Here is a 20,985-nt window from a genome sequence, read left to right as displayed (position 1 = left end):
GCAACACCGAGAACCTGAACACCGAGAACCTGAACACCGGGACGCCGAGCACCGGGAACCTGAACACCGGGACGCCGAGCACCGGGAAGCTGAACCTGGTCGTCCTCGACATGGCCGGCACCACCGTCGCCGACGGCGGCCTCGTCGAGCAGGCGTTCTCCGTCGCGGCCGAACGCCTCGGCGTGGAGCCCGGCTCCGCCGACCACGCCGAGAAGCTCGACCACGTGCGCGCCACCATGGGAGAGTCCAAGATCTCGGTCTTCCGCCACCTCTTCGGTGCCGAGGACCTGGCCCGGCGGGCCAACACCGCCTTCGAGGAGGCGTACGGCGAACTCGTCGACGGCGGCCGCATCGCACCGCTTCCCGGCGCCCGCGAGGCCATCGAGCGGCTCCGGGCCGAGGGCCGGACCGTGGTCCTGACCACCGGTTTCGCCCGCGTCACCCAGGACGCCATCCTGGCCGCGCTCGGCTGGCAGGACCTGGTGCCCCTGACCCTCTGCCCGGCCGACGCGGGCGGTCGCGGACGCCCCTGGCCGGACATGGTCCTCGCCGCGTTCCTGCGCACCGGTGCCGTGGACGACGTCCGGCGGATCGCGGTCGCGGGCGACACCTCGTACGACATGCTCAGCGGCGTGCGCTCGGGGGCCGGAATCGTGGCCGGGGTGCTCACCGGGGCCCACGACAAGGACCAACTGGCCCGGCACGGTGCCACGCACGTCCTCGGCTCCGTCGCCGAGCTCCCGGACCTGATCGCGCGGGCCGAGGCATGACCGGCGGAGAGCGGTCCGTCCGCAGCGGCATCAGGTTCGACCAGGTCAGCGTCGTGTACGGCGGGAACACCGTGCTCGACCGGCTCGACCTGACCGTCGAACCCGGCGAGGTCATGGCCCTGCTCGGCCCCTCGGGGTCCGGCAAGACCACCGCCCTGCGGGCCGTCGCCGGATTCGTCCGGCCCGCCTCGGGCCGGGTGTACCTGGGCGACCGCGACGTGACCGGGCTGCCGCCGCACCAGCGCGGCATCGGCATGGTCGTTCAGCAGTACGCCCTCTTCCCGCACATGCGGGTCCGGGACAACGTCGCCTTCGGGCTCAAGTCCCACAAGGTCGCGAAGGCCGAGATCCCCGCACGGGTCGCCGAGGCGCTCGAACTCGTCGGCATGGCCGCCTACGCCGAGCGCTACCCGCGCGAACTCTCCGGCGGCCAGCAGCAGCGCGTCGCCATCGCCCGCGCGCTCGCCATCCGGCCCGGCGTCCTGCTGCTCGACGAACCGCTCTCCGCGCTCGACGCCCAGCTCCGCTCCGGAATGCTCGCCGAACTGGCCCGGCTGCACCGCGAGTTGCCCGACGTCTCCATCCTGTACGTCACCCACGACCAGGTCGAGGCGCTCACCCTCGCCGACCGGATCGCGGTCATGGACAAGGCACGCCTCCAGGACTGCGGCACCCCGCAGGACCTGTACCGCCGCCCGCGCACGGAGTTCACCGCCTCGTTCGTCGGCAACGCCAACCTGCTGCCGGTGACCGTCGCCGACGGCACCGACACCGTCGACTTCGCCGGGCACGCGCTGGACGTACCGACCGGCGGGGCGGCCCGCGGGGCCACCGCCACCCTGTGCGTCCGGCCCCACCTGGTCGGGCTCGGCGACGGCCCCAACGCCCTGAGCGGCACCATCGCCGAGGTCCAGTGGCGCGGCTCCACCCACCGGCTGTACGTCGACGTGGCCGGCCACCGGGTCAAGGCCGACCTGCGGGAACTGCGCGAGACCCCGGCGCTCGGCGACCGGGTCACCGTGCACTTCGCGGCCGAGGACGCGGTGCTGCTGCCCGCGGGCACGGCGTCCGGAGCCGGAGCAGAAACCGCAACCGGGGCAGGAGCCGGAACCGCAAGCGGAGCAGGAACCGCAACCGGAGCAGGAACCGCGACCAAGGCCGGAGCCACAACCAAGGCCGAAGTCACGACCGGAGCCGGAGGAGGGACCGATGGCTAGCGCCGCCCACCCCGCCGCGTCCGGCGTCACGGCGACGAAGGCACCGCGCCCGCGCACCGGCAACGACGGGACCGGCCCGTCCGGGGCGACGCCCCCGGCCCCGGCAGGTCCGTCCGCCCCGGCCCGTGAGGCCCGGCGCGTGCCCCGCTTCGTCTGGGCGCTGCCGCCCGTCGCCGTCCTCGCCCTCGTCTTCCTCTACCCGCTGGCCCTCGTCGTCCAGCAGTCCGTCACCCCGGACGAGGGCGGCACCTCGTTCGCCCCGTACGGCGAGGTGTTCGCCTCCGAGGCGTTCCGCTCGGCCCTGACGACCACCGTCTGGCTGGCGGCCGGCTCCACGGCCGGCTGCCTCGTGCTGGGCTTCGTCCTGGCCATGATCATCGCCTTCGTGCCGTTCCCCGGCTGCCGGGCGGTCGCCAGGTTCATCGACGTCTTCCTCTCCTTCCCGTCGTTCCTGATCACGCTCGCCCTGCTGTTCATCTACGGCAACGTCGGCATGGCCAACGGCGTCTGGACGGACCTCACCGGGGCGTCGAGCGGTCCCTTCGACTTCCTGACCACCCCGTGGGGCGTCCTGCTCGCCGAGATCACCTACTTCACCCCGTTCGTGATGCGCCCGCTGCTCGCCGCGTTCTCGCAGCTCGACAGCGCGCAGCTGGAGGTGGCGTCCTCGCTGGGCGCGAAGCCGGCCCGGATCGTGCGGCAGGTGATCCTCCCCGAGGCGCTCCCCGCGCTCGCCGCGGGCGGCAGCCTCGTCCTCGTGATGTGCCTCAACGAGTTCGGCATCGTGCTGTTCACCGGCGCGAAGGGAGTCACGACCCTGCCGATGCTCGTCTACGGCAAGGCGATCCTGGAGTCCGACTACCCGACGGCCTGCGTCGTCGCCGTCGTCAACATCGTGATCTCCGTCGGCCTCTACAGCTTGTATCGGATGGTGAGCCGTCGTGTTGGTGCATAGCCGTACGGGGAAATGGGCCACCTGGGCCGTGTTCTTCGTGCTCTTCGTCCCGCTGTTCGCGGTGCCGCTGCTGGTCGTCCTCGCCGCGTCGTTCGCGACCAACTGGTCCGGGGCCTTCCCCTCCGGGCCGACCGCGAAGCACTACGCCGCCGCGACCGGCGGGGACTCCCTCCAGGCCCTGACCACCAGCCTGGTCACCGCCGTCGCCGCCAGCCTGCTCGCCCTCGCCCTCGGCTCCTGGGCCGCGCTCGCCGCCGCCTCGATGCGCAGGCGCGGCAAGCGGTTCCTCGACGCGCTGTTCATGCTGCCGGTCGCCGTGCCGTCCGTCGTGGTGGGCCTCGCCGTGCTCGTCGCGTTCAGCAAGCCGCCGATGCTGCTGAACGGGACGCGCTGGATCGTGATCCTGGCGCACACCATTCTTGTCACCGCGTTCGCCTATTCGTCGGTTTCGGCGGCGACGATGCGTCTCGACCCGATGTACGAGCAGGCGGCGGCCAGTCTCGGCGCGGGCCCCGGCCGGGTGCTGTGGCGGGTCAAGCTGCCGCTCCTGCTGCCGTCCCTCACGGCGGCGGCGGGGCTCTGCTTCGCCCTGTCCATGGGCGAGTTGAGCGCCACGATGATGCTCTACCCGCCGGACTGGACACCGCTCCCGGTGCAGATCTTCGCGGCCACCGACCGCGGTTCGCTCTTCACCGGCGCGGCCGTCGCCGTGGTCCTGATGGGAACGACGCTGCTCGTGCTGCTCGGCGTCTCCCGCATCCGCACCAGGGCCTCGTACCGCTGACACCCGGGGCCGGTCCGGAGTCCACCGGACCCAGGCCCCGGCAGCCGGCCCCACTCCCTCCGTCAGCACATCGACACCCCTCGTCGGCACGTCATCACCCCTCGACGATCCGCCGCCACCCCTCGTCGGCACGCCGACACCCCCGTACCGACTCCGGCCGGCTTCCGGCCGACATCCAGGAGATACGACTGTCATGCGCAAGAACCACCTCAAGCCCGTAGCCGCCGTCACCGGCTGCCTCGCCCTCGCCGCCACGCTCTCCGCCTGCGGCGGCTCGTCGGCCGCGTCCGACGAGAAGGTCGTCACCGTCTACAGCGCCGACGGCCTCAAGGGCGAGAACGGCGACGGCTGGTACGACAAGGTGTTCAAGGACTTCGAGAAGAAGACCGGCATCAAGGTCAAGTACGTCGAGGGCGGCTCCGGCGAGATGGTGCAGCGGGCCGTCCGCGAGAAGTCCAACACCCAGGCCGACGTACTGGTCACCCTGCCGCCGTTCATCCAGCAGGCCGACAGCAAGGGCCTGCTGGCCACGTACGAGCCAGTCGGCTCCGACCAGGTCGACGACGCCGACAAGGCGTACAACTCCAAGTGGACCTCGGTCGTCAACAACTACTTCGGCTTCATCCACAACAAGAAGGAGATGAAGCAGGCGCCCGTCACCTGGGAGGAACTGCTCGACGGGAAGTTCAAGAACAAGATCCAGTACTCCACGCCCGGGGTCGCCGGTGACGGCACGGCCGTGCTCATCAAGGCCATGAACGACTTCGGCGGCAAGGAGCCGGCGATGGAGTACCTGAAGAAGCTCCAGGCCAACAACGTCGGCCCGTCCGCCTCCACCGGCAAGCTGGCCCCCAAGGTGGACAAGGGCGAACTGCTCGTTGCCAACGGCGACGTCCAGATGAACTTCGCGCAGTCCAAGGACATGCCGAACCTCGGCATCTGGTTCCCCGCGAAGCAGGGCGGCAAGCCCACCACCTTCGCGCTGCCGTACGCGGCCGGCCTGGTGGAGAAGGCCCCGCACAGCGAGAACGGCAAGAAGCTGCTCGACTTCATGCTCTCCGAGCAGGCCCAGAAGGACGTCAGCGCGGTCGGCGGCGGCTTCTCCGCCCGCAAGGACGTCGAGGCCACCGACGCCAACGCCGTCGCGCTCGCCGGGCTGATGGACGGCGTGGAGGTCTTCGAGCCGGACTGGTCGGACATCGGCACCAACCTGGACGTGTACGTGGACGCCTGGAAGTCGGCCACCGGCAGCTGACCCCACCACACCGGACGGGCCCGCCGGACGGGGCCTGTCGCCCCGGGCGGGGCCTGCTGGGCGGCGGGCCCCGCCGGACGGCCCGGAACGGCTTCCCCGACGGTTCCCCGGGCGGCCGGAACCGGCAGGTCCGGGGCGGCCTAAAATCGGGGGCGTCGGCGCTGCACAGCGCGGTGCCGCCGGCGTCCCCGCACACGACGTACGGCAGGAGACCCACGCATGGCAGAGCGCAAGCCGATCTCGTCCTGGCTCACCGACATGGACGGAGTCCTGATCCACGAGGGCACGCCGATCCCCGGCGCGGACGCCTTCATCAAGCGGTTGCGTGACTCGGGCCTCCCCTTCCTGGTCCTCACCAACAACTCCATCTACACCGCCCGCGACCTGCACGCCCGGCTGAACCGCATGGGCCTGGACGTGCCCGTGGAGAACATCTGGACCTCCGCCCTGGCCACCGCCCAGTTCCTGGACGACCAGCGGCCCGGCGGCACGGCGTACGTCATCGGCGAGGCCGGGCTCACCACCGCCCTGCACGACATCGGCTACGTCCTCACCGACCACGACCCGGACTACGTGGTCCTCGGCGAGACCCGCACCTACAGCTTCGAGGCGCTCACCAAGGCGATCCGGCTGATCAACAACGGTGCCCGCTTCATCTGCACCAACCCCGACGAGACCGGCCCGTCCGCCGAGGGCCCGCTGCCCGCCACCGGCTCCGTCGCCGCCCTCATCACCAAGGCCACCGGCAAGGCCCCGTACTTCGCGGGCAAGCCCAATCCGCTGATGATGCGCACCGGGCTCAACGCGATCGGCGCCCACTCCGAGTCCAGCGCCATGATCGGCGACCGGATGGACACCGACGTGCTGGCCGGCCTGGAGGCGGGGATGCAGACCTTCCTGGTCCTCACCGGCCTCACCACGGTCGCGGACATCGACAAGTACCCCTTCCGGCCGTCCACGGTCGTGGACTCGATCGCCGACCTGGTCGCCCTCGTCGACGAGGGCTGAGCCGGACGAGGGCTGAGCCGGACGAGGTCCGAGCCCCACCAGGGCGGGGGCGGCACGGGGGAAGGGACACGGGCGGGTACGGGCAGGGCCCGGGTGGGGGCGCTGGGGATGCGAAAAACCTCCGCAGGCGCGAACCTGCACTGAGGAGGTTCACCATGCGTTCCCTTCCCCTCACGTTCTGTGTCGTCGCAGCCGTCGTGGCGACCCTGGCACCGGTCCCCGCCGCACTGGCCGACTCCGCGGCCGGGGTGGACCGGGAGGAGGGCCGGGGTCCGCGCGCCTCCCTCACGGTGACCCCGTCCACCGTCGGGCCAGGCGGCGAGGTGGACCTGCGGCTGGAGGGCTGCGGGGGGCGGAAGGCGGAGGGCACGGCCGACGTCCTCGTCTCCCCGGTGCGCTTCTCGCCCGCCGCGGACGGGGGCCTGTTCGCCGAGACCCGGATCGGCTCGGGCACCTCCCCGGGGGACCACGACATCCGCGTCGTCTGCGAGGACGGCAGGGGCACCGAGGCCGTCGGCACGGTCACCGTCACCGACCGGGGCCGGGCGACCCCGGTGGCCCCGGTGAGCGCGGGCGGCGGTGGCGCCTCCCTGGCCGAATGGGAGGCCCCGCAGGAGGGCCCCGGGACCACGCACACCCTGACCGGGCTGGTCCTGGCCGCCGTCGCGGCCGTCGCCGTGGCGCTGCGCAGCGTGCGCCGTCGCCGCCCGGCCGCGGAGTGACCGGACCCGCTCCGGACCGCCCCGCCGTGGTCGCCCGCGGCCCGGACGAGGACGGCGCGATCGAACCGCCCCCGTTCGACCACCCCCGGACCGTCGGTCGCTCCGGCGACGGCACCCGGCCCGGCGCGAAGGGCCCGGCCCTCCTCCTCGGCCCCGTCGACACCGAGACCGGGCCGGCCGGGCGGAGCTCCGGCTGATCACCTGAGGCGCCTCCAACTCCCGGATTACGCGGACCAGTACGGAGTCCGGCCGGCGGCTCCCGCCGGGAGCCGCCGGCCGGACTCCGTACTGGTCCGCGGACGACCGGAAGACCCACCGCAGCCCCCAACTGCCCGGCGCATCAGCGCGCATCGGCCTCGGTCGAGAGGGCGAAAAGGCGGGGTTCCCAGTTGTATGTGCGATGTGCGGAATCTTCGCGAAGGGGCGTGCGCGGGAGTCCGTGAGGGCAGCCTCCTTATCGCTGGGTGACGAACCGGTCACTGTGCGACATCCATGAGTTGGCTGCGCGTCGGTCGCGGAGGGTGGTGGGAACGAAGAAACCCCCTCACGCATGGTGAGGGGGTTTCGACTGTGCGTGCGCCGCCAGGGACTCGAACCCCGGACCCGCTGATTAAGAGTCAGCTGCTCTAACCAACTGAGCTAGCGGCGCCTGCTGACCTGCGTAACTCTACCCGAAGTCGAGGGGTGCTCCCGACCATTTCCCGGTCGCCCCGGCCTGTCGGATGGTCGTTTTTTCTCTTCTGTCCGTCAAAATGCGTTATGTCAGGAGAGTTGAGACACTGGCGCCCATGCCGACGGGCCAAAAGATCTTGACGAGTGCGGAGGGGAACCACATGACTGTGCCGTCCTTCGAGGAGTACGTACCCGCCGTCGACTGCGTCTGTGCGGGGTGCGCCGCGCAGCGGCGGGCCGCCGGCGCGCTGTCCGTGCGGGACGGCGGCCATCCGGCCGCCCACGGCGCGCGCCGCGCGATGGTGCTGGTCACCGCGGCCGGTGTGGTGCTGAGCAGCGGAGTGGCGGAGGCGGCGGGTGCGAGGGGTGCCTCGACCGTGACGGACATGACGGATGTGGCAGGCGCGTCGGCCGTAACGGATACGGACCTGGCAGACGCCCCGGCCGCCGCGGACTCGACGGTGCCGACGGACGCGACCGGAGTCCCGGCCGGCCCGGACCCGGAGAGTCCGCAGGGCGGTCCCGGACCGCTGCGCGGCGGCGGGACCGCGGGCCCGCCCTCGTCCACGACCACCACGCCCAAGCTGCGCAGCACCAGCCGGGCCGACATCATCAACCGGGCGAAGAAGTGGGTGTCCGCGCAGGTCCCGTACAGCATGGTGAAGTACTGGCCGGACGGTTACCGGCAGGACTGCTCCGGCTTCGTGTCGATGGCCTGGAACCTGCCGGGCAACGAGTGGACCGGCAGCCTCTCCGCGTTCGGGACGCGGATCGCGCGGGAGGATCTCCAGCCCGGCGACATCCTGCTCTTCCACAACCCGGCCGACCCCTCCAAGGGCTCGCACGTCACGATCTTCGGCGGCTGGACCGACTACACGCACACCCACTACACGGCGTACGAGCAGACGAAGCCGCACACCCGCAAGCGGACGACGCCGATGGCGTACTGGACCCACTCGGGCAGCTACGTCGCGTACCGCTACAAGGGCCTCACCGGCGGGAGCAGCGGCGGCAGCGCCGCGACGACGAAGTTCCCCGGCACGGGGATGTTCGGCCCCGGCGCCAGCAACCAGTACGTCACCCAGCTCGGCCGGATGCTCGTGCAGCGCGGCGGCAAGCGTTTCTACGGGGTCGGCCCCGGACCCGGCTGGGGCGACGCGGACCGGCGCGCCACCCAGGCGTTCCAGAGGGCCCAGGGCTGGAAGGGCAAGGAGGCGGACGGCATCCCCGGCCCCGACACCTGGCAGCTCCTGATCGCCGGGACCGGACACGACATCCCCGGCACAGGCACCGGAACCGGAACCGGAACCGGAACCGGCACAGGCGTCGGCACAGGCACCGGGCAGAGCAGCTCGAACCCGGATGCGAAGTTCCCCGGCCGGGGCTATTTCAGGCCCGGTCGATCCAACAGCCATGTCGAGAGGCTCGGCAGGCAGTTGGTGAAGAAGGGGTACGGCAAGCACTACGTGTCGGGCCCCGACCCCCGGTGGACCGAGGCGGACCGGCGCAATGTCGAGGCCTTCCAGCGGGCGCAGGGCTGGCGGGGCGGAGCGGCCGACGGCTACCCCGGCCCGGAGACCTGGCGGCGGCTCTTCGCGTGACAGCACGGACATGACGGAGGTGGGAATGCGATCCACGGTGGCGGACGGTTTCGGGAACCCGGACAGTTCCGGGAACCCTGAGGACGGAACGGGGCGGGAAGGACGGCGGGAGCGGCGGGAGCCGGTCCACGCGTGGGGTGCCGCCCGGACGGTGCCGCACGAGGACGCGGACTCCCCGGCGCCCGGGGCGGGCGCCGGGGGCACGGACCAGGGCGGGGCACCGGACGCCGGGCCGGACTCCGTGGTCGACCTCGTGCTGGACCTGGTGCCGGGCGAGAGCGCGGACCCCGCGTTCGGCGCGGCCTCGGCGGCGGTGTCGGTCCCGGCCGGGGCGGGCGGACCCGTCCTCGTACCGGATGTGTCCGTCCCCGTACCGGGCGGACCCGTCCCCGGGGCGCCCCGGCGCCGCACCGCGCCCGCCACCGTCTTCGACTCCCTGCCCGTCTCCGGCGGCGACGGGGCCGGGCAGTCCGGCGACGCGCCGTGGGGGACCGGGCGGCGCCACGCGGTCATCGCCACCGAGCGGACCGCGACCATCCCCGTGCACCTGCTCTTCCGCGAGGACGCCGCGCGGGTCGACGCCGCCGCGTTCCCCGGCGGGGTGACGCGGCGGGGAGCGGCGGCGACCGGCCGGCGGCCGGGGTGCGCCGGCCGCCCCTGCCCAGGGGGCCGCAGGTGCGGCCCCCGACGCGACCGGCGCCGAGCGGCGACCCGCGGCTCACCGAGCGGGCGGGGCCCGCGCTGCCCGGCTGGGTGGCGGTGCTCGCCGCACTGGCCGGCGCCGCGGGCGGCGGGGCCGTCCTCTGGTGGGTCGGCGCCCTGCCCGCCGCGGCGCTCGCCCGGTTCGGGATCGGCCCGCGCCCCTACGACGGGCTCGGGCCGGGCGCCTGGGCGGCGCTCGTCGCACTCCTCTCGTCGGTGCTGTTCGCGCTCGGCGGGCTGAGCCGCGGACGGGTCGGCCACGCCTGGGTGCTCACGCTCTTCGGCGAGTACCGGGGCAGCGTGCGGCGCACCGGGCTGATGTGGATCAGCCCGCTGCTGCTGCGCCGCCGGGTCGACGTGCGCCTGCGGCACTGGCGCAGCGAACCGCTGCCCGCCGTGGACGCCGACGGCACGGCGCTGCGCGTCGTCGTCCTCGTGGTGTGGCGGGTCAAGGACACCGTCCGGGCGGTGCTCGGGGTCGCCGACCACGAGGCGTACCTGCGCGAGCAGGTCGAGGCGGCGATGGCCCGGGTCCTCTCGCAACTGCCCGCCGACGCCTTCCACGAGGACGCGCACACCCTGCGCAACGCGGAGGCGGTCGGCGACGCGCTGACCCGGCTGCTGAAGGCGGACTGCGAGCCCGTCGGCATCGAGGTGTACTCGGCGCAGCCGACCGGGATCGAGTACGCGCCGGAGGTCGCCGCGGCCATGCAGCGACGGCGAATTGCCGCCATCGACGCCAAGCACCGCGACAGCGTGCTCACTTCGGTCGTCGACGCCGTCGACGACACGGTCAACCGGCTGACCGCGCGGGGAATCGTCGAGCTCGACGACTACGAACGGAAGTCCCTGGTCAAGGACTTGACGGTGGCCTTCTACACCGGACGCAGCGGCGGGGAGGGGGCCTGAGGGGCCCGGGAGCCCCCTGGGGCGGCCAAGCGGAATCGGACTCTCATTGGTCTGGACATGTTCATATTCCGTCAATAATCTAAGACTTGGTCTAGACCGCAGGACACGCGTGCAGCAGGGCTCATGGAACCTCCCCCACGTTCTCGAGGAGCGACAGCAATGCGTAAAAGGGCTAGTGCGGCAGTGGTCGGTCTGGTGGTGGCGGGCGTCTCGATGCTCGCGACGAGCAGTGCCGGGAGCCACGGTTACACCGACAACCCCATCAGCCGCCAGAAGCTCTGTGCCAACGGCACGGTGACCGGCTGCGGCAACATCCAGTGGGAGCCGCAGAGCGTCGAGGGGCCCAAGGGCTTCCCGGCGGCGGGCCCGGCCGACGGCAAGATCTGCTCCGGCGGCAACGGGACGTTCGCCCAGCTCGACGACCCGCGCGGCGGCAACTGGCCCGCCACGAAGGTGACGGCCGGTCAGGGCTTCAGCTTCCGCTGGCAGTTCACCGCGCGCCATGCCACGTCCGACTTCCGCTACTACATCACCAAGGACGGCTGGGACCCCACCAAGCCGCTCACCAGGGCGGACCTGGAATCGCAGCCCTTCATGACGGTGCCGTACGGCGGCAAGCAGCCGCCCGCGACCCTGACCCAGCAGGGCACCATCCCCACCCAGAAGTCCGGGAAGCACATCATTCTGAGCGTCTGGAACGTCGCCGACACGGCGAACGCGTTCTACGCGTGCTCCGACGTCCAGTTCTGACCCCGGCGCCCCGTCCCCACCGGTGAGCGCCGCACGACGGACGTCACGCCGAAGCGGCCGGTGCGGGCCCGAACCACGGGTCCGCACCGGCCGCAGCAGGTCTCCCGAAACCGCAGGTCAACGCGTTCGGCGGGGCGGGTGTCGAGAAACCGCCAAGGCGGAATCACGACGTGCGCACTGTGTTGACGCTCCATGGGGCGCCGCGTTTCATCAACCAATGTGTATAAAACAACCCTTGCCGCGACGACCGGCATCCTGACGCTCGCGCTCTCCCTACCGGGCGCCCCGGCCGACGCGGCCGTCGCCGCCGGACCGGACCGTGCGGTCACCCGCATCGTCACCCTCGACGGAGCGCCCGCCGCCCAGCGGTTCGCGTCCCCCGACCGGAAGGCGGCGCGCGGCGCGGTCGACCGGTCCCAGGAGGCCCTGCTCGACGCGGCGAAGGACGCGGGCATCACGCTGTCCGTCCACCGCCGCTACCGCAACGCCGTCAACGGCCTCGCGGTCGAGGTCCCCGCCTCGCAGGCCGAACGGCTGCGCACCCTGCCCGGGGTGGCCTCCGTCGCCGAACCGCAGGCGTACGAGACGCCGGAGCGCCCGACGCCGGTGCCCCGGGACGTCGTCGAGAAGGCCGTGGCACAGGCGCGCGCCACCACGAAGTCGTCCGGCACCACGGGCCGGGAGAACGTCACCGTCACCGATCTGACCGGCGTGCCGCAGGCGCACCGCGAGGGGCACACCGGCAAGGGCGTGACCGTCGGCATCATCGACAGCGGCGTCGCCTACGACCACCCGGCGCTCGGCGGCGGGGACTTCCCCAATGCCAAGGTGCTGGGCGGCTACGACTTCGCGGACGAGGACGCCGACCCGTACGACGACACGGACGCGCCCGCCGCCGGGCACGGCACCCACGTCGCCGGGATCGTCGCCGGTGACGACGAGCACATGCGGGGCGTCGCCCCGGACGCGACCCTGCGGTCCTACCGGGTCTTCGGCACCAAGAACCCGGCCACCGACGACATCATCGTCGCCGCGCTCGACCGGGCCGCCGCCGACGGCGTGGACGTCGTCAACATGAGCCTGGGCGCGAAGGGGGAACGCAGCAGCAGCGTGCTCTCCCTCGCGGTCACCAACCTCGCCGACTCCGGCGTGCCCACCGTCGTCGCCAACGGCAACGGATACGCGGGCCCCTTCAACGCGGGCGCCCCCGCGGTCGCCGACGGGGCGATAGCGGTCGGCAGCACGTACAACACCCACCACCCCTACCTGGCCTTCACCCTCGACGACGGATCGTCCGCCCCCGTGCCGTACGAGGCGTCCGGCCGCGCCGCCGCCCCTCCGCCGGCCGGCGACCACCCGATCACCCCGACGACGGGCGGCTGCGAGCCGCTGCCCGCGGGCAGCCTCGAGGGGCAGATCGCCCTCTTCGAACCGAGCGGCGACCTGTACTGCCGCACGATGGACCGGGCCCGCAACGCCGAGGCCGCCGGGGCCGTCGGGGGCATCTACTACGACCCGTCCTGGCCCGCGGAGTTTCCCGGCCCGACGTGCTGCGAGAGGACCGGCATCCCGCTGGTGGGCATCCGCGGCAGCGACGCCGCGCGCATCCTCGCCGCCCCGGCCGGCACCCGGCTCACCTGGGGCGCGTACGACGGGACGCCGATGACCCCGGGCACCGCCGGGCTGATGGACCACGGCTCCTCCTGGGGGCCGGGCAACGAGCTGGAGTTCAAGCCCGACCTCGCGGCCCCGGGCGGCCACATCCTGTCGACGCTGCCGCGCGGCCTCGACCGGTACGGCGTGATGTCCGGTACGTCGATGGCCGCGCCGCACGTCGCGGGCGTCGTCGCGCTGCTGCTCGAGGAGCGCCCCGGCCTCGGCTCCGAGGAGGTGCGCGCCGCACTGCAGAACACGGCCGCGCCGCTGGCCATGACGGACACCCCGGACCGCGGCCGCCAGCCCGTCGCCCAGCAGGGCGCCGGAATCGTCGACGCGGTCGCGGCCCTGGCCGCGGTCTCCGGCGACCGGCCGACCGCCACCCCGTCCCGGTTCGCCCTGGGCGACCTGGAGGGACGGCAGCGGCTGCGCACCGCGACCGTCCACAACCCCACCGACCGGCCCGTGACCTACCGGGTGGGCGCGAGCGCCGCCGTCTCCGCGGCCCCGCCGTACACCTCGGACTGGCAGCCCACGGACGCCGCGGGCTCGGTCGACGTCCACGGGCAGGACCGGATCACCGTGCCCGCGCACGGCGAACGCCGGGTCACCGTGGCCGTCCGGCAGCCGGCGGGCGTCGCACAGGGCACTCTGTTCGGCGGCTGGGTGGAGTTCACCCGGACCGGCGCCCGCACCCCGGAGATCCGGGTGCCCTACCTCGGTGTGGCGGGCGACTTCGACGCGGTCTCCGCGATCAACCCCTCCTTCACCAAGGTCAACACCACCCTGGACAACCCGGCCCTGCGCCCCGGCTACTTCGACTTCGGCAGGAACGTCCCCACGACGGTCGACCTCACGGACACCGCCACGGGCAACGACAAGGCATGGGTCATGCTGTCGCACGGCTTCCCGATGCACGAGCGGATGCGGCTCCAGGTCCTGAACGCCCGCGGCAAGGTGGTCGCCACCCCGTACGACGAACGCTGGGTGGCCCGCAACTCCGGTGCGGGAACCGGACAGGCCTTCTTCGACTGGGACGCCACCCTCGCCGACGGCTCGCCCGCACCCGCCGGCCGCTACCGGCTGAGGTTCGTGTTCGACAAGGCGCTCGGTGACGCCCGGCACGCCCCGGGCACGGAGACCTGGACCTCCCCGGAGGTCACCCTGGTCCGCTGACCGGGCGGAATGAGAGGATCCGGTCCGTCGGGCAGGTGCACGGGGACCGGAAGGGGCGAGCGTGGGACTGGCGGAGTTCGGGCTCACGGCCCAGGAAGAAGCCGTCTACCAGGCTCTGGTCGCGGTGGAGTCCGCCACCGCCCCCGAGATCGCGCGGGCGGTGTCCGGGTCCGGTCCGGCCACCGCCCGCGTCCTGGACGCACTGACCGGCCGCGGTCTGGTCAGCCGCCGGCCGGACGGCTGCTACGTGTCCGCGCCGCCCGCCCTCGCGCTCGGCGCGGAACTGGCCGCCCGCCGCGAGAGCCTGCACCGCGCCGAGCTCGCCGTCGCCGAGCTGGTGGAGACGTACCGGACCGGCACCATGGGCCGGGCCCAGCGCGAACTGCTGGAGATCGTGACGGGGCGGGACGCGGTGCGCCGGCGCTACGTCCAGCTCCAGCTCTCCGCCCGGCGCAGCATCGACGTCCTCGTCACCGGGGACGCCCGGGTCGTCGACGAGGACAGCACCGAGGAGTCGACGGCGATGGGGCGCGGCCTGCGGGCCCGCGCCGTCATCGACCGGAACTTCCTGAGCGAGCCGCGCGCGGCCGACAACATCGACGAATCCCTCGGGCGCGGGGTCCGGGTGCGGACGACCGACGAGATACCCCTCAAGCTGATCGTCTGCGACAACGAGGTGGCCATGCTGCCCCTGTACACCGGTGACGCCGGGGCCGACCCCAGCCTCGTCCTGCGCGGCGGCCTGGTGAACCTGGCCCGGGCGCTCTTCGAGTCCCTGTGGGAGCACGCGCGCCCCTACGGCGAACCGCTCCACGGCATCGACGGCCTGGACACCCGCATCCTGCGGCTGCTGCTCGCCGGCCTCACCGACACGGCCGTGGCCGGGCAGCTGGACCTGTCGACCCGCACCGTGCAGCGGCGCATCCAGGCACTCATGCAGCGCTCCGGGGCCTCCACCCGGATCCAGCTGGGGTGGTACGCCCGGCACCACGGCTGGGCCTGATCCCGGCCCGGCCGACCCCGGACCGGCTCCGGCGGCGGCTTCCGGTCCGGGCGAGGGCGGCGAAACCGGCGGCGACGACGAACCCGGCGGCGGCAAAAAACGCACTGGGCGGTCCACGTGTGTACGTGGACCGCCCAGTGCGTTGTCCGTGCGCCGCCAGGGACTCGAACCCCGGACCCGCTGATTAAGAGTCAGCTGCTCTAACCAACTGAGCTAGCGGCGCCTGCTGACTCGAAAATAATACCTGCTCCGGAGGGGTGTCGATGACACCGGTTCCAAACCGGGGCAAAGGCCCGCAAAAGGTTCAGGCCGGAGTGCCTCAGAGTGCCATCGACAGCATCACCGGGGCCGCCCGCCGGTTCAGCGTGTGCGCCGCCGCGCGCAGCCGGTGCGCGTCCTCGACCGGGAGGGACAGCGCCAGGCAGCCCGCCGACGCCCCGGCCGTCAGCGGCACCGCGGCGCACACCGTGCCGATCGCGTACTCCTGGAGGTCGAGCACCGGCACCGTCGCCGGCTGGCTGTCCAGCTTGGAGAACAGCACCTTCTCGTTGGTGATCGTCCGCGAGGTGAGCCGGGGCGTCCGGTGGCGGGAGATGTGGTCGCGGCGGCCGTCCTGGTCGAGCTGCGCGAGCAGGCACTTGCCGACCGCCGAGGCGTGCGCGGCGGACCGGAAGTCCACCCACTCGTTGACCGCGGGGGTGAGCGGGCCGTCGGCGTACTGCGTGACCCGGATCTCGCCGTCGACGTACCGGCTGAGGTAGACCGCCGCGCCGACCGAGTCGCGCAGCTGCGCCAGCGTCCGCTGGAGCCTGGCCTCCAGGGCCTGCCGGCGGGCCCGGCCGGAGCCGAGGCGCAGCAGCGAGGAGCCGATGACGTACGCGCCGTCGGTGATCTGCTCGACGTAGCCCTCGCGGCGCAGGGTCAGCAGCAGGGAGGAGAGGTGTTCGGCGGGCAGGCCCGTCTCGCGCGAGATCCGGGCGGCCGGCACGCCGTCGTCGTGGGCGGAGATCGTTTCGAGGACACGGAAGGCGTACTGCACCGAATGGAACGGCGTGGTCGGTTCGGGCATCAGCGCCACGGTTTCCCCCCAGCAGGTTGTGACCGCAAGCTCTGCCCACACGATAGCCGTCAAGGGCCCTTCGAGGGGCGGCTGTTGGTCAACCGGTGGGAGCGCCCCGGCTCGATGAGCTGGGGCGCATTCGCCTGGCATATGCCGAAGTCATTGGCATCCAACAAGTGGCGAGGTCACAGCACCGCGTCAAGGAACTCGCGCGTACGTTCGTGCTCCGGGTCGGAGAAGATTTTTTCCGGCGGACCCGATTCGATCACCCGTCCGGAATCGAACATCAGCACTGTCTTCGAGACGTCCCGGGCGAAGTTCATCTCGTGGGTCACGCAGAGCATGGTGATGTCGGTGTTCCTGGCGATGTCGCCCAGCAGCTCCAGCACCCCGGCCACCAGCTCCGGGTCGAGCGCCGACGTCACCTCGTCCAGCAGCAGGATCTCCGGCCGCATCGCCAGGGCGCGCGCGATCGCCACCCGCTGCTGCTGGCCGCCGGAGAGCTGGGAGGGGTGCGCGTCGACCTTCCCCGACAGCCCCACCAGGTCCAGCAGCTCCCGGGCCCGGTCCTCCGCCTCGTCGCGGTCCATGCCCAGCACGCTGACCGGGGCCTCGGTGATGTTCTGCAGCACCTTCATGTTGGGGAAGAGGTTGAACTGCTGGAAGACCATGCCGATCTTCTTCCGGGCTTCGCGCAGATGCTTCTCGGGCGCCGGTTTCAGCGCCCCGCCGGGCGCCCTGACGTGGGACAGCGGGGAGCCGTCCACCCAGATCACCCCGTCGCTGACCTTCTCCAGCGTCATCAGCAGCCGCAGGATGGTGGTCTTGCCCGAACCGCTGGGCCCGATCAGGGTGACGTGCTCGCCGCGCTCCACGGAGAAGTTCAGCCGGTCGAGGACGGTGTGGTCGCCGTACCGCTTCACGACGTCGTCGAAACGGACCAGCGGATGGCCGGTGCCCGGTGCGGCGGCCGACGTGGTTTCCCCGGGGGCCGCGGTCTTGCGCAGGGGGAGGGGTTCAGTGGCCAAGACGCTTCTCCAGCTTTCTCATCAGCAGCGAGGTGGGATAGCTCGCGACCAGGAAGACCAGGCCGGCGAGCGTGAACGCCTCGGTGTACGCGAAGTGGTCGGCGCCGTACTTGCGGGCCTCGAAGACCATTTCCTGCACCGTGATCACGGCGAGGAACGGGGTCTCCTTGAACATCGAGATCGCGTAGTTGCCGAGGGCGGGCAGCACGTTGCGCACCGCCTGCGGAAGGATCACCGCCCGCCAGGTGCGCCGGGGGGAGAGCGAGAGCGCCCGGCAGGCCTCCCACTGGCCCCTGGGCACGCCGTCGATCCCGGCGCGGTACACCTCGGAGGTGTACGCGGCGTAGTGCACGCCCAGCACCACGATGCCGACCGTCAGTGGCTCCACCGAGGTGAACAGGGCCGCCGCCCCGACCAGTTGGACGAGCAGCGGGGTGGACCTGACGAACTCCGTCACGGCCCGCACCGGCACCGTCACGAACCTGCTCGGGGCCCGGCCCGCGACCGCGACGGCCAGCCCGAGGACCGCGGCGACGAGCGTGCCCAGCACCGTGGCGAGCAGGGTGACCCGAAAGCCCTCGATCAGCAGCGGCAGGGCGTCCCGGGCCGCGTTCCAGTCGAAACCGTTCACCGGGCACCCCCCGAGGCGGAGGTGACGGCCTCGGTGGCGCTGCGGCTGCGCAGCAGCGAACCCGCCCCGGTGGGCAGCCCGAGCCGCCGCTTGGCGCCCCGCTCCAGCAGGTTCATCAGCAGGGTCAGGGCGTACGCCAGCACGAAGTAGACGGCCAGCAGGGTCACGTACGCGGTGAGCGTCTCACCGGTGCGGTCGCGCAGCTGCTGGACCACGGTCATCAGGTCGGCCGCGGAGATCAGCCACAGCAGCGGGGTGCACTTCAGCAGCTGGATCAGCAGATTGGTGAACGACGGGATCATCTGCACCCAGGCCTGCGGAAGGATCACCTTCCGCATCCGGTGCAGCGGCGACATGTTCAGCGCGACGGCCGCCTCGTACTGGCCGCGCGGCACGGAGTCGATCGCCCCGCGCACCACCTCGGCACCGTAGGCGCCGTAGTTGAGGCCGAAGGCGACGACGCCGCAGAGCAGCGGCTCCAGCTCGTACCCCGTCAGCGTCGGCATCGCGTAGTAGAGCCAGAACAGCTGGATGTAGAGCGAGGTGCCGCGGAAGAACTCCACGACCACGCGCGACACGCCGCGCAGCACCAGCAGCCGGCCGACCGACATCAGACCGAGGGCGAACGACAGCAGGAGCGCGGCCAGCGCGCCCAGCACGGTGGCTTCGAGGGTCACCCACAACCCCGAGCGCACCTGCGGGAGTTCGTCGAAGAAGGCGGAGAAGAAATCATTCATGCGGCGCGGCCCGTCCCCGTCAGCCCTTGCACAGATCGGCCGTCTTCAGCGTGGCCGGCGGGAGCTCGGTCGCCGAGAAGCCGTACTCCCGGAGCAGCTCCACGTAGCGGGACCGGTCCGAGACGATCTTCTTCAGCTCGCGGTTGAAGGCGTCCCGCAGCTCCTCGTTGCCCTTGCGGAAGACGGCGCCGCCGGGGCTGTACTGCTTCGCGCCGTCGAGCTCCGGCAGGAACGCCTCGGTGACCTCGGTCTCCGGGTTGGTCCTCGCCAGCCAGCGCAGCGAGATCCCGGTGAGCAGGAACGCGTCGACCCGGCCGCCCTTGACCGCGTCGGCGCCGTCCTGCGGCTTCTGCAACGTCTTGATCCGGTCCTCGGGGATGCCCGCCCCCTCGGCGTACTTGCCCTCCACGGCACCCGACATCACACCGACGGTGATCCCGGCCTCCTTCGCGGACGCCAGGTCGGTGACCTTCTTCGGGTTGCCCTTCTTCACCATCAGGGCGGTGGGCGAGATGAACTCGGGCTCGGAGAAGAGGGCGTTGGCGCAGCGCTCGGGCGTGATCGCCATGCCGGCGCTGACCACGTCGTACTTGCCCGCCTGGAGCCCGGGGATCAGGCCGTCCCACTCGGAGAGCGTCGGCTTGAGCTCGTCGACGCCGAGCGCCTTGAAGATCTCCCGGTGCAGGGTGGGCGCCTCGCCCTTGAGCTCCTTGCCCTCCAGGTAGCCGTACGGGGCCTCGTTGGCGTACGCCACCCGGACGAAGCCCTGCTTGCGAAGCTTGTCGAGCGCACCCGCACCGTCCGCGGAACCGGCGTCGGTCTTGCTGCACGCGGAGAGCAGTCCGGGGACGACGAGCAGTCCGCCCACGGCCGCCGATCGGTTCAAGAAGCCCCGGCGGGACAGGTTCGGGAAGTCAGCCATGGTTCGCAATCTCCTGGAGGGATCGAACGGTCCGGACAGGGGGAGCGCCTGCCCGATCCCGCACGTCTATGCAGAAAGCGACCGCATGTGACCGAACGGTGGCCGGAGCGTGACCTTCCCGTGTCTCCTCCGGGCGGGTTCGAATTCCGGGGCGGGGTGCCAAATGCCTTATGGAAAGAGGGAGATGGCGATCCGTCTGATCTGTTCGTCCGTCACTGCTCGTTGGCAGGACCGCAGTACGGCCCCGCCGGGCTCAATCGCCCCGTCCGGAGAAGGGCACGTACCCGCGCCGCTTGTCCACCACGTTCGGCAACGGGGCGCCGGACAGCCACAGTTCGTACATCGCCACGAACTGCTCGCCCAGCCGGTCCCGCCAGCCCACCGTGTCCCCGCTCATGTGCGGCGACACGATCAGGTCCGGCACGTCCCAGAGCGGGCTCGCCGGCCCCAGCGGCTCCTGCTCGAAGACGTCCAGCGCCGCCCCCGCGATCCAGCGCTTGCGCAATGCGTCGGCCAGGTCCTCCTCCACGACCATCGGCCCGCGCCCCACGTTGACGAAGCGGGCCGACGGCTGCATCAGCCCGAAGAACCGGGCGTCGAACAGGCCCCGGGTCGCCTCGGTCAGCGGTGCCGCGCAGATCACCCAGTCGGCCAGGGCCGCCAGCCGGTCCAGGTCCTCGGGGCCGTGGACGGTGCGCCGCGCGGTGCGCCCCACCAGCGCCACCTTGACCCCGAGGGGCATCAGCAGCCGGGCGATCTCCCGTCCGATCGGGCCCGCGCCGACGACCACCGCCCGGCTGTTCACGAGTGTCCCGCTCTCCCGGTGGCGCCACTGCCGACGCTGCTGGAGGTCCAGCGTGCCCGGGAGGTCCTTCGCGAACGCCAGCATCAGGGCCGTCACGTACTCGGCCACCGGCCGCTCGAAGATGCCCCGGGCATTGGTCAGCACCGTGTCGGAGGCGACCAGCTCCGGGCACAGCAGCCGGTCCACGCCCGTGCTCGCCGTGTGCACCCACGCCGGGCGGGGCCCCTCGCCGGGCCAGGCGGCCCGTACCGCGTCGGAGGCGAAGTCCCACACCAGCAGCACATCGGCCTCCGGGAGCCGGGCGGCGAGCCCGGCCCCGTCGGTGTACCGGATGCGGGCCCGGCCGGTCAGCCGGCCCAGCCGCGGTGACGGATCGGTGTCCAGGACGAGCAGGGTGGGCTCTGACATGGGGGGTGGTCGCTCCGTTCCGCTGCGCCGAGTCCGGGAAGGGCGGATGGACCACGCTCGCAGCCACGCCCCGCCCCGTCAACAGGTCGTGGTGGGGGTGGAGACGGATGGGGGAATACTGGGATGAAACGAAGAAAACGGGGGAGAGGTGAGCGGCGCCGCGCGCCCCGGACCGGTCCGGCCGGTTCCGGCCCGGGCGGGCAGGCGCGGGAAG

The 20,985-nt window shown here is 72.2% G+C and carries 18 protein-coding genes, 2 tRNA genes and 1 pseudogene; 13 read left to right on the top strand and 8 right to left on the bottom strand.

Translation table 11 applies throughout. The features are described from left to right. The first annotated feature begins 59 nt into the window (after positions 1-59). From OCT49_RS11305 to OCT49_RS11270, 8 genes are all read left to right on the top strand, one after another. Positions 60-770 (top strand): phosphonatase-like hydrolase, encoded by a 711-nt coding sequence (locus OCT49_RS11305; protein ID WP_283855753.1) that lies wholly within the window; start codon positions 60-62, stop codon positions 768-770. Further along, on the top strand, positions 767-1,987 hold the full coding sequence (locus OCT49_RS11300; RefSeq protein ID WP_283851758.1) for an ABC transporter ATP-binding protein: 1,221 nt from the start codon (positions 767-769) through the stop codon (positions 1,985-1,987). The genes OCT49_RS11305 and OCT49_RS11300 overlap by 4 nt, the downstream gene beginning before the upstream one ends. Beyond that, positions 1,980-2,942, top strand: a complete 963-nt coding sequence (locus tag OCT49_RS11295) for a 2-aminoethylphosphonate ABC transporter permease subunit (RefSeq protein ID WP_283851757.1) — start codon at positions 1,980-1,982, stop codon at positions 2,940-2,942. Before OCT49_RS11300 ends, OCT49_RS11295 begins: the two co-directional genes overlap by 8 nt. Continuing rightward, positions 2,929-3,726 (top strand): ABC transporter permease, encoded by a 798-nt coding sequence (locus tag OCT49_RS11290; protein ID WP_283851756.1) that lies wholly within the window; start codon positions 2,929-2,931, stop codon positions 3,724-3,726. The genes OCT49_RS11295 and OCT49_RS11290 overlap by 14 nt, the downstream gene beginning before the upstream one ends. Before the next feature lie 193 nt (positions 3,727-3,919). Further along, on the top strand, positions 3,920-4,981 hold the full coding sequence (locus OCT49_RS11285) for a 2-aminoethylphosphonate ABC transporter substrate-binding protein (protein WP_283851755.1): 1,062 nt from the start codon (positions 3,920-3,922) through the stop codon (positions 4,979-4,981). A gap of 219 nt (positions 4,982-5,200) precedes the next feature. Next, positions 5,201-5,989 carry an HAD-IIA family hydrolase gene (locus tag OCT49_RS11280; RefSeq protein WP_283851754.1) on the top strand — a complete coding sequence of 263 codons (789 nt, stop codon included), beginning with the start codon at positions 5,201-5,203 and terminating at the stop codon, positions 5,987-5,989. A gap of 155 nt (positions 5,990-6,144) precedes the next feature. Then, positions 6,145-6,711, top strand: a complete 567-nt coding sequence (locus tag OCT49_RS11275; protein WP_283851753.1) for a hypothetical protein — start codon at positions 6,145-6,147, stop codon at positions 6,709-6,711. Continuing rightward, positions 6,708-6,908, top strand: a complete 201-nt coding sequence (locus tag OCT49_RS11270; RefSeq protein WP_349632783.1) for a sortase family protein — start codon at positions 6,708-6,710, stop codon at positions 6,906-6,908. The genes OCT49_RS11275 and OCT49_RS11270 overlap by 4 nt, the downstream gene beginning before the upstream one ends. Before the next feature lie 378 nt (positions 6,909-7,286). Here OCT49_RS11270 and OCT49_RS11265 read toward each other — a convergent pair. After that, positions 7,287-7,360 (bottom strand) — tRNA-Lys (locus OCT49_RS11265). Between the two features lie 184 nt (positions 7,361-7,544). On the opposite strand from OCT49_RS11265, the gene OCT49_RS11260 reads away from it, so the two are divergent. From OCT49_RS11260 to OCT49_RS11240, 5 genes and pseudogenes are all read left to right on the top strand, one after another. Then, a complete protein-coding gene (locus OCT49_RS11260; protein ID WP_283851752.1) occupies positions 7,545-8,984 on the top strand; it encodes a peptidoglycan-binding protein in 1,440 nt (479 codons plus the stop codon). Between the two features lie 25 nt (positions 8,985-9,009). After that, positions 9,010-10,595: pseudogene (locus tag OCT49_RS40075) on the top strand (SPFH domain-containing protein). A 159-nt stretch (positions 10,596-10,754) separates the two neighbouring features. Next, positions 10,755-11,345, top strand: a complete 591-nt coding sequence (locus OCT49_RS11250; protein WP_283851750.1) for a lytic polysaccharide monooxygenase auxiliary activity family 9 protein — start codon at positions 10,755-10,757, stop codon at positions 11,343-11,345. Between the two features lie 219 nt (positions 11,346-11,564). Further along, on the top strand, positions 11,565-14,177 hold the full coding sequence (locus OCT49_RS11245; protein ID WP_283851749.1) for a S8 family serine peptidase: 2,613 nt from the start codon (positions 11,565-11,567) through the stop codon (positions 14,175-14,177). A gap of 61 nt (positions 14,178-14,238) precedes the next feature. Then, entirely contained in the window at positions 14,239-15,180 is a 942-nt protein-coding gene (locus OCT49_RS11240) for a helix-turn-helix domain-containing protein (protein WP_283851748.1), read from the top strand. A gap of 149 nt (positions 15,181-15,329) precedes the next feature. On the opposite strand, the gene OCT49_RS11235 is transcribed toward OCT49_RS11240, so the two are convergent. The 7 genes from OCT49_RS11235 to OCT49_RS11205 all read right to left on the bottom strand — a co-directional run bounded on the left by OCT49_RS11235 (position 15,330) and on the right by OCT49_RS11205 (position 20,771). After that, positions 15,330-15,403 (bottom strand) — tRNA-Lys (locus OCT49_RS11235). A 96-nt stretch (positions 15,404-15,499) separates the two neighbouring features. Beyond that, the gene (locus tag OCT49_RS11230; RefSeq protein WP_283851747.1) at positions 15,500-16,258 is read right to left on the bottom strand and encodes an IclR family transcriptional regulator; all 759 of its coding nucleotides are present in this window, start codon (positions 16,256-16,258) and stop codon (positions 15,500-15,502) included. Positions 16,259-16,425: 167 nt separating this feature from the next. Beyond that, the gene (gene ehuA, locus OCT49_RS11225) at positions 16,426-17,268 is read right to left on the bottom strand and encodes an ectoine/hydroxyectoine ABC transporter ATP-binding protein EhuA (RefSeq protein ID WP_283851746.1); all 843 of its coding nucleotides are present in this window, start codon (positions 17,266-17,268) and stop codon (positions 16,426-16,428) included. Then, entirely contained in the window at positions 17,258-17,899 is a 642-nt protein-coding gene (ehuD, locus tag OCT49_RS11220; RefSeq protein WP_283851745.1) for an ectoine/hydroxyectoine ABC transporter permease subunit EhuD, read from the bottom strand. The genes ehuA and ehuD overlap by 11 nt, the downstream gene beginning before the upstream one ends. Further along, positions 17,896-18,636, bottom strand: coding sequence for an ectoine/hydroxyectoine ABC transporter permease subunit EhuC (gene ehuC, locus OCT49_RS11215; RefSeq protein WP_283851744.1), 741 nt, complete (start codon positions 18,634-18,636; stop codon positions 17,896-17,898). The genes ehuD and ehuC overlap by 4 nt, the downstream gene beginning before the upstream one ends. Positions 18,637-18,655: 19 nt before the next feature. Further along, a complete protein-coding gene (gene ehuB, locus OCT49_RS11210; RefSeq protein ID WP_283851743.1) occupies positions 18,656-19,558 on the bottom strand; it encodes an ectoine/hydroxyectoine ABC transporter substrate-binding protein EhuB in 903 nt (300 codons plus the stop codon). A gap of 253 nt (positions 19,559-19,811) precedes the next feature. Further along, positions 19,812-20,771 carry a D-2-hydroxyacid dehydrogenase gene (locus tag OCT49_RS11205; RefSeq protein ID WP_283851742.1) on the bottom strand — a complete coding sequence of 320 codons (960 nt, stop codon included), beginning with the start codon at positions 20,769-20,771 and terminating at the stop codon, positions 19,812-19,814. Positions 20,772-20,985 lie beyond the last annotated feature (214 nt).

The sequence above is a fragment of the Streptomyces sp. ML-6 genome (assembly GCF_030116705.1).
Lineage (GTDB): Bacteria > Actinomycetota > Actinomycetes > Streptomycetales > Streptomycetaceae > Streptomyces.
Note: the sequence above shows the minus strand (reverse complement) of the source record. Positions and strands in the feature narration are given on the sequence as shown.

Excerpts from the sequence above, each read along its gene's own strand:
- OCT49_RS11280 (WP_283851754.1), top strand. The coding sequence starts at position 5,201 with ATGGCAGAGCGCAAGCCGATCTCGTCCTGGCTCACCGACATGGACGGA.
- OCT49_RS11250 (WP_283851750.1), top strand. The coding sequence starts at position 10,755 with ATGCGTAAAAGGGCTAGTGCGGCAGTGGTCGGTCTGGTGGTGGCGGGC.
- OCT49_RS11205 (WP_283851742.1), bottom strand. The coding sequence starts at position 20,771 with ATGTCAGAGCCCACCCTGCTCGTCCTGGACACCGATCCGTCACCGCGG.
- OCT49_RS11260 (WP_283851752.1), top strand. The coding sequence starts at position 7,545 with ATGACTGTGCCGTCCTTCGAGGAGTACGTACCCGCCGTCGACTGCGTC.
- ehuB (WP_283851743.1), bottom strand. The coding sequence starts at position 19,558 with ATGGCTGACTTCCCGAACCTGTCCCGCCGGGGCTTCTTGAACCGATCG.
- OCT49_RS11275 (WP_283851753.1), top strand. The coding sequence starts at position 6,145 with ATGCGTTCCCTTCCCCTCACGTTCTGTGTCGTCGCAGCCGTCGTGGCG.
- OCT49_RS11295 (WP_283851757.1), top strand. The coding sequence starts at position 1,980 with ATGGCTAGCGCCGCCCACCCCGCCGCGTCCGGCGTCACGGCGACGAAG.
- ehuC (WP_283851744.1), bottom strand. The coding sequence starts at position 18,636 with ATGAATGATTTCTTCTCCGCCTTCTTCGACGAACTCCCGCAGGTGCGC.
- OCT49_RS11300 (WP_283851758.1), top strand. The coding sequence starts at position 767 with ATGACCGGCGGAGAGCGGTCCGTCCGCAGCGGCATCAGGTTCGACCAG.
- OCT49_RS11285 (WP_283851755.1), top strand. The coding sequence starts at position 3,920 with ATGCGCAAGAACCACCTCAAGCCCGTAGCCGCCGTCACCGGCTGCCTC.